7 protein-coding genes, 1 rRNA gene and 1 riboswitch are annotated in these 7,606 nt (G+C 40.6%); of the genes, 6 read left to right on the plus strand and 2 right to left on the minus strand.

All coding sequences use genetic code 11. The features are described from left to right. Window positions 1-10 precede the first annotated feature (10 nt). Together BMX26_RS07550 and BMX26_RS07555 are read right to left on the minus strand one after the other, a co-directional pair. The gene (locus tag BMX26_RS07550) at window positions 11-382 is read right to left on the minus strand and encodes a DUF1634 domain-containing protein (RefSeq protein ID WP_075530832.1); all 372 of its coding nucleotides are present in this window, start codon (window positions 380-382) and stop codon (window positions 11-13) included. After that, window positions 382-1,227: a sulfite exporter TauE/SafE family protein gene (locus BMX26_RS07555; protein ID WP_075530833.1), complete on the minus strand. Its 846-nt coding sequence runs from the start codon at window positions 1,225-1,227 to the stop codon at window positions 382-384. The genes BMX26_RS07550 and BMX26_RS07555 overlap by 1 nt, the downstream gene beginning before the upstream one ends. Window positions 1,228-1,373: 146 nt before the next feature. Between BMX26_RS07555 and BMX26_RS07560 the strand changes: the two genes are divergently transcribed. From BMX26_RS07560 to BMX26_RS07585, 6 genes are all read left to right on the plus strand, one after another. Then, on the plus strand, window positions 1,374-2,183 hold the full coding sequence (locus BMX26_RS07560; RefSeq protein WP_075530834.1) for a zinc-ribbon domain-containing protein: 810 nt from the start codon (window positions 1,374-1,376) through the stop codon (window positions 2,181-2,183). Between the two features lie 77 nt (window positions 2,184-2,260). Beyond that, window positions 2,261-2,800 (plus strand): Rrf2 family transcriptional regulator, encoded by a 540-nt coding sequence (locus BMX26_RS07565; RefSeq protein ID WP_075530835.1) that lies wholly within the window; start codon window positions 2,261-2,263, stop codon window positions 2,798-2,800. Between the two features lie 40 nt (window positions 2,801-2,840). Then, window positions 2,841-3,020: riboswitch (Lysine riboswitch) on the plus strand. Window positions 3,021-3,144: 124 nt separating this feature from the next. Then, window positions 3,145-4,596, plus strand: a complete 1,452-nt coding sequence (locus BMX26_RS07570) for an amino acid permease (protein WP_075530836.1) — start codon at window positions 3,145-3,147, stop codon at window positions 4,594-4,596. Between the two features lie 285 nt (window positions 4,597-4,881). Then, a complete protein-coding gene (gene serS, locus BMX26_RS07575; RefSeq protein ID WP_075530837.1) occupies window positions 4,882-6,159 on the plus strand; it encodes a serine--tRNA ligase in 1,278 nt (425 codons plus the stop codon). 73 nt (window positions 6,160-6,232) lie between these two features. Then, on the plus strand, window positions 6,233-6,853 hold the full coding sequence (locus BMX26_RS07580) for a histidine phosphatase family protein (RefSeq protein WP_075530838.1): 621 nt from the start codon (window positions 6,233-6,235) through the stop codon (window positions 6,851-6,853). A gap of 438 nt (window positions 6,854-7,291) precedes the next feature. Continuing rightward, window positions 7,292-7,606 (plus strand): 16S ribosomal RNA (locus tag BMX26_RS07585); the annotation flags it as partial.

The following is a 7,606-nucleotide window of genomic DNA, read 5'->3' on the forward strand; positions in this document are numbered from 1 at the left end:
CTTTTCCTCCTTACCTATGACCTATGATAAAACTGATAATCAAAATAAGTAAGACGAAAGTGGTAATTTTTGCGTAAAGCAGGTCGTTTTCCTTGATAAAGGCATAAATGGAGACCACGACCCGCAAGACGGGAGTCAAAATAAGCAAGTAGATACCGGCCATCATCCAGGCATAGGCTTTAAGCTGGCCGACTCCTGTGATAATGGCAGCTAAGGTTGTGGGAAAAGTTTGCCCAGGATAGCCGCTTGTTTGATGAACTAAAAATAAAATAAAGCCGCAAATCATCACGCCGGCTGCTAAGAGTACACCAATCCGCATAATTTTGCCGATAACGACTTCGACGGCCATCATTTCTTCCCGTGTCGTTTCTTTCTTATTCATTAGATTGTCACCCCAAATCCTTTCAAAATCATCTGTAAGCCCAAATAAAGCAGGATAGGAATAAAGACTGCTCTAATAACTTTGGATGGCAGAATCTGCATAATGCGGCTGCCGATGGTAGCCCCGCCAATGATACCAAGGGCTAAAGGAACGGCAATTTCAGGCCTGATGGAGCCATTGAAGAAATAAACGGTGGCACTGGCTGCTGCCGTAACACCCATCATCAAATTACTGGTAGCGCTGGAAGGTTTGAGCGGCATTTTCATAGCACCGTCCATAGCCATCACCTTGAAAGCTCCCGAGCCAATCCCGAGCATGCCGGAGGCTAACCCTGCGCCAAACATAATTAAAGAACCTAAAGGTACATTTTCCACTTGGTAGTCGATTTGTTGGTGCAAATTTTTGTCATAGTAAGAGCTGTTTAGCCGTAATTTTTGGGCCAAATGGTCGGGTTCCACCCGTTTGAGAACTTCTTGTCCGCGGCACAATTTACGGTACATATTCCAGCTTGAGAAAATCAAAAGAGAGCCAAATAAGATGTAAAGAATCATTGGATCAAATAAACCGGTTAATAAAGCACCGATAATGGCGCCAATGGTTGTGAAAATTTCCAAAAACATGGCTACTCTGAGATTTAAAACGTCGTCACGCAAAAAGGCAATGGTTGAGCCTGAACTGGTGGCGATAACGGCGATGATACTGGCTCCGATGGCGTATTTGATATCTAAACCTAAAGCCAAAGTAACAATGGGTGTGATAATCATCCCACCGCCGATGCCGAGGATAGCTCCCATGATACCGGCGAAAAGGCCGATAAGGAGCATAATAATTGCTGTATGAAGCATAAAAAGAATCCTTTCTAAATCAAAAAATACAAAATCTATTCTAGCAGATTAGGTAAATTTTTTTTTCAAAAATGGTGCAATTTCTTGCAAAAAAAATAAAAACTTAATAAAGTAGGTATGAGTATATTAAGAATGGAGGGCCTAAAATGTTTTATTGCCAAAGATGCGGGCGCCAGCTGGAAGCTAATGAATTGAGATGCCACTTTTGCGGTATTGTCCAAGAACGTGAGGGCACATCGATTGAAACCAAACCATGCAAGCAATGTAAAAAAGCTATTCCGGTCAATGCCAATTTTTGCCCTTACTGCGGGCTTGATCAAGCCACGCTTTTTTATGACGAAACTGTCAGCCAGCCAGAGCCGCAAGAGGATGACCCTGATAAATTACTAGAACAGATGCTCAATGATGATACGTTGAAAAATATTGAAAAAATCGAAATTAATTCGCCCCAGGATTTGGAAAATTTCTTAATGAAAATTGAGGCTGAAACCAAAAAGATGCAGGCCGCAAATGCCAAAAAATATCATATTGGCAAAAATGAATCGGTTAAACCAGGATTGATCGTATCTACTAAACTGATGTTAAAAGATATGTTTAAAGTCAACAAACGCCTAGGGGCAGATGACTTTTTTTGGGGCTATTTAGGTATGTATGTCTTAACAATCATTTATAGTATAGGCTTGGGTGTTATTTTAAGTATTGTAAGTCAAATAAATTCTCATTTGGTCAGCTTGATTTTTGCTGTCGGCTTTTATGGCTGGATTATCTTTTTTGTTTTTGTAACGCTCACGGCGTTTATCAGACGATTTCATGACAGCGAGCTGCCGGCTTGGCTGATTTGGCTGAGATTTATCCCTGGGTTTGGTGAATTTATCTGTTTGCTGCTGGCTTTGAAGTCACAAAAAATTACCAGCGGCAAATATACTTTTAGGAGTAAAAAGAGGGACAAATTTTAAAAAACGTTGATAGTATTTGCCCGGTTTTCCTTTTACAATATAGATATTAAATATCCATGGTGAAAGGCGGGATGAAGATGCAATTGACAAAAGGATTTGAACAAGCAGCTTGTATTACGGCGCTTTTGGCGACCCAAGACCGCCGTATTCCCCTGGCTTCACATGTCATCCATACACGGGTCAGCGGATCGGCGACATATTTGAAAAAGATTATGCGCAAATTGGTGGTTGGTGGTGTAATCAAGTCAGCCTCAGGCAATAGCGGCGGTTTTACTTTGGCGGATGATCCTAAAAAGATTACCGTTTTGCAGGTGGTACAAGCCGTTGAAGGCAATATTCACACTTATCCTAATAATGGTTTGCTGGAATTAGTTTTTAGCGATTTTAGGCCTTTAGCCAATGAAGGCAGCAGCGCCATCAATAAAGTTTTTGAGCAGGCGGATTTGGCGTGGGAAAAGGCCTTAAACAGGGTTACTCTCTATGATATTTTATGTCAAACGCTGGGGACAACAGATATTCCTTTGGTCGATTGGAACCAATTGCAGCTTTCCTATAGTGAACAAGCGGCCCTGTGGATGGAGAAGTTAAAGAACAATTTGGCCAATAACAAAAACTAAAATACTTGCATTTTTTTAAGAAAGGGCTTAAGATAGTCCATGTCGAAGAAGAGGTCGCGAATATTATCAGTAAGTCAGCTGAGCGGGTAAAGAAGCTTAGAAGCTGAGTGAAAGGGATATTTGCCGAAGCGCCGGTTAGCTTTACCTAGCCTGCGCTGGGACTTGGTTTAAGAGACCAAGGACTGTCGCTGCTTCATGGCAGCGGAGCGCTATCGAGATATATACTTTATTATTACCAGAATGAAAGTATTTAGATAGAAAACGCAACGCACAATTCTTCGTGAATTGTGCGTTTTTTTGCTTGCATGACCTCCTCGTAAATTAATTTTTAGGAGGATTTTTTTATGGCGGAAAATAAGGTTAAGCGGACACTCCAGACGAGACATTTGTCGATGATTGCTCTGGGTGGAAGTATTGGGACGGGGCTATTTGTAGCTAGTGGCAGTGCCATTAGTACAGCCGGTCCGGGCGGGGCTTTGGTAGCTTATCTTGGTATTGGAATTATGGTGTATTTTTTGATGACATCATTAGGCGAAATGGCCACATATTTGCCAATTACCGGCTCTTTTGCGGAATATTCCCGGCGGTTTGTTGATCCGGCTTTAGGATTTGCGATGGGCTGGAATTATTGGTTTAATTGGGCGATTACGCTGGCAGTCGATTTGTCGACCGCTTCATTGGTGCTTAAATTTTGGTTTCCCCACCTTCCAGCGTGGATTTTTTCACTATTTTTCCTTGCAATTATTTTTGCAATTAATGCCTTATCCGTTAAATCATTTGGTGAAGCTGAATTTTGGATGGCGCTGATTAAAGTTGTCACTGTGGTTGTTTTCTTAGCAGTCGGTTTGCTGACGATTTTTGGCATTTTAGGCGGTAAGGCGACTTATTTGGAAAATTTTACCTATAAGAAAGCACCTTTTGTTGGTGGCGTACCTGCTATTTTGAGTGTTTTTGTTGTGGCAGGTTTTTCTTTTCAAGGGACAGAGTTAATTGGGATTACTGCCGGTGAAACAAAGAATCCTGAAGAAAGTCTGCCTAAAGCCATTAAGCAGGTCTTTTGGCGGATTTTACTCTTTTATATTTTGTCAATCTTTGTGATTGCTTGTTTAATTCCTTATACCAGCCCTAACCTGCTGGGGTCAAGTGCTTCTGATATTGCTATCAGTCCTTTTACTTTGGTCTTTAAGCGGGCAGGATTAGCTTCAGCTGCTTCGGTGATGAATGCTGTTATTTTGACATCTGTTTTATCAGCGGCTAATTCAGGGATGTATGCTTCGACCAGAATGCTGTTTGCTTTAGGTGTCAGTGGAGACGCTCCGAAACCTTTTGCCATGGTCAATGGGCGCGGGATTCCGATTTTTGCCTTGCTGGGCACGACCTTTGTCGGGTTATTAACTTTCTTGACCAGCATTTTTGGGACCCGGATTTATACCTTCTTGGTTAATGCCAGCGGATTGACCGGTTTTATTGCTTGGGTCGGGATTGCCATGGCTCATTACCGGTTTAGAAAAGCTTTTATTGCGCAAGGACATGATTTAAGCGAATTGAAGTATCATGCTAAGTGGTTCCCCTTAGGGCCAATTTTGGCTTTTGTTTTGTGTATTTTAGTTATTGTTGGTCAAGATTTGAAATCATTTGCCAACTTTGACTGGCAGGCTATCGGGGTTACTTATATGTCAGTTCCATTGTTCTTCATTTTATTTTTATACTATAAAATTAGGCATAAAACGAAGCTGATTCCTTTGGAAGAGATTGATTTAAAGCGGCCTGATATTTCTGAAAAAGATGAAAAATAAGATTTGAGCTTGAAATTTAAAAGCAAATGTAATACGATATTGGTAAATAATCGAAAAAACATCTAAGTTCGCCATAAGTAGGCTATACAGAGAAGTGAGATTGCTGAGAATCACAAGCCGAAACTCCAGCGTATTTAATATGGGCGGGTAATGCCGCACGGGAGATCGTTAACTCTAAAAGAGCGGCCTTGTGCCGAACTTGGGTGGTACCGCGAGAAGAGTCTTTTCGTCCCAGATGGGGATGAGGAGGCTCTTTTTTTCGATTAGATTAGAGGAGGAAAAAAGATGTTAGATATTAAGATGATTCGTCAAAATACTGATGAAGTCAAAGCACGTTTAAAAACGCGCAATGTTGATCCGGCTAAGATTGATGCTTTATTAGGAGAAGACAAACGCCGCCGTGAATTATTGGTTGAATCTGAAGGTTTGAAGCAAAAACGTAACGAAGTGTCTGAAGCTATTGCCCAAGCTAAGCGCAATAAAGAAGATGCCAGCCAAGCTATCGCTGATATGCGTGAAGTTGGCGCAAAAATCAAAGCTTTGGATGAAGAATTGGAAACAGTTGAAGCCAAGGTTAAGGATATGGCTTCCCGCTTGCCTAACTTGCCAAACCCAACCATTCCAGTTGGTCCTGATGAAGAAGCTAATGTTGAATTGCGTAAAGTTGGTACTCCAAGAGAATTTACGTTTGAACCAAAAGCTCACTGGGATATTGGTGAAAACTTGGGTATTTTAGATTTTGAACGTGGTGCTAAAGTTTCCGGGGCCCGTTTTGTCTACTACAAAGGTTTGGGTGCGCGTTTAGAACGTGCCGTTTATAACTTTATGTTAGATGAACATGCTAAGGAAGGCTATACGGAAATGCTGCCACCATACATTGTTAACTATGCAACCATGTATGGTACAGGTCAATTCCCTAAGTTTAAAGAAGATGTCTACCAGGTTAATGGCGAAGATATGACTTTAATTCCTACAGCGGAAGTTCCTTTGACTAACTATTACCGTGATGAAGTAATCCCAACCGAAAAATTGCCTGTTTACTTCACAGCTTTGACACCTTGCTTCCGTTCTGAAGCCGGGAGTGCCGGACGTGATACACGTGGTTTAATCCGGATGCACCAATTTAATAAGGTTGAAATGGTTAAGTTTGCTAAACCAGGCGAATCTTACAAGGAATTGGAAAAGATGACGCAAAATGCTGGTAGTATCATGGAAAAATTAGGCCTTCCTTACCACGTTATTACTTTATCAACTGGTGATATGGGCTTTTCAGCTGCAATGACCCATGACCTTGAAGTATGGATGCCTGCACAAAATAAGTATCGTGAAATTTCCTCTTGCTCTAACTGTGAAGATTTCCAAGCACGACGGGCACACATCCAATATCGTGACGATAAAGGCAAGCTGCAATTTGTTCATACTTTGAACGGTTCCGGCTTGGCTGTTGGCCGTACTGTAGCTGCTATTTTGGAAAATTACCAAAATGAAGATGGCTCTGTAACGATTCCTGAAGCTTTACGTCCATATATGGGTGGTTTAGAAAAAATTACCAAGGAAGACTAAGCAGGTTTAAAAGGGTTGGTTTTGACCGACCCTTTTTTATATATGAAAATAAAAATTAAAGTGAGGTAAAAAAATGACTGAATTTTATTTTGTCCGTCATGGAAAAACGGAATTTAACTTAGAGGGGCGTTTTCAAGGTTGTCGAAAAGATTCGCCTTTATTAGAACAAAGTTTAAAAGATGCCGTGAAATTGGGTGGATATCTCAAAGGAACGCAATTTAGCGCTTTTTATACCAGTCCGATGCCGCGGGCACAAATTACAGGTCAAAAGGTGCTAGAAGGGATGGGGCTTAATGCAGCTATTCAAACGGTCAACGATTTAGCTGAATTTGATTTTGGGTTTTGGGATGGTGACTTGGTTAAAGATCATATTCAAAGTGAAACTTATCGCATTTTTATGGAAGAACCGGAACAATTTACTGCGGATTTAATGGGTGGTGAAGATTATTATCAATTTACGCAGCGGTTATTAGCTGCTTGTCGTCAAATTTATACAAGTCACCCATACGGTAAAGTTTTGCTTTTTGCCCATGCTTTGGTGAATACCTTTGCCATTAAGGGAATGCTGGGACTTGGTTTCAGTGAAATTAGGCAGCAGGGGTTAGTGGCTAATACATCTTTGTCAGTAATAAAGACGAACGATTTCAATCATTTTGAATTGGAAATGTGGAATAACACGGACTTTTTGCAGTAAAAAAATATAATAATTCACAATATTAAAAAAGAAAGAATTAATTTTAAAATTCCCTTGACGGTCGCTTAAAACGTTGGTATCATAATATTTGTTGTTAAGCGAGATAACTTCAAGGGAAAATACCTCTTGACATGATTTGTTAAAAGGTGGTATGATAATTGAGTTGTCGCATGACAATAAAAAATATCATTTGACAAATTATTTTGAATTTAATAAAATAATTGGGCTGTCTTTTTTAGAAAAACTTCCTTAAAAAAGAAGTTGACATCCAAAAAGATTGATGATATAATGATTAAGTTGCTAACGCGACAAAGTAGATCTTTGAAAACTGAACAAAGTTTCGATAAGCAAATGTGCAGGGCTTCTTGTTTTGGACAAGAGCAACAATATTTGCGAAGTCAATTCGCTAGTAAATTTAAATTTTGAGTCACAAACTTATAAATCGAGAGTTTGATCCTGGCTCAGGACGAACGCTGGCGGCGTGCCTAATACATGCAAGTCGAACGAAGCTTTTAATCAATAAATGCTTGCATTTAGCGATTAAAAGACTGAGTGGCGAACGGGTGAGTAACACGTAGGCAACCTGCCCAAAAGAGGGGGATAACACTTGGAAACAGGTGCTAATACCGCATAACCATGAAAACCGCATGGTTTTTATGTAAAAGATGGTTTCGGCTATCACTTTTGGATGGGCCTGCGGCGTATTAGCTTGTTGGTGGGGTAATGGCCTACCAAGGCAATGATACGTAGCCG

The sequence above is a fragment of the Ligilactobacillus sp. WC1T17 genome, assembly GCA_900110005.1.
In the GTDB taxonomy this organism is placed as follows: Bacteria; Bacillota; Bacilli; order Lactobacillales; family Lactobacillaceae; genus Ligilactobacillus; species Ligilactobacillus ruminis_A.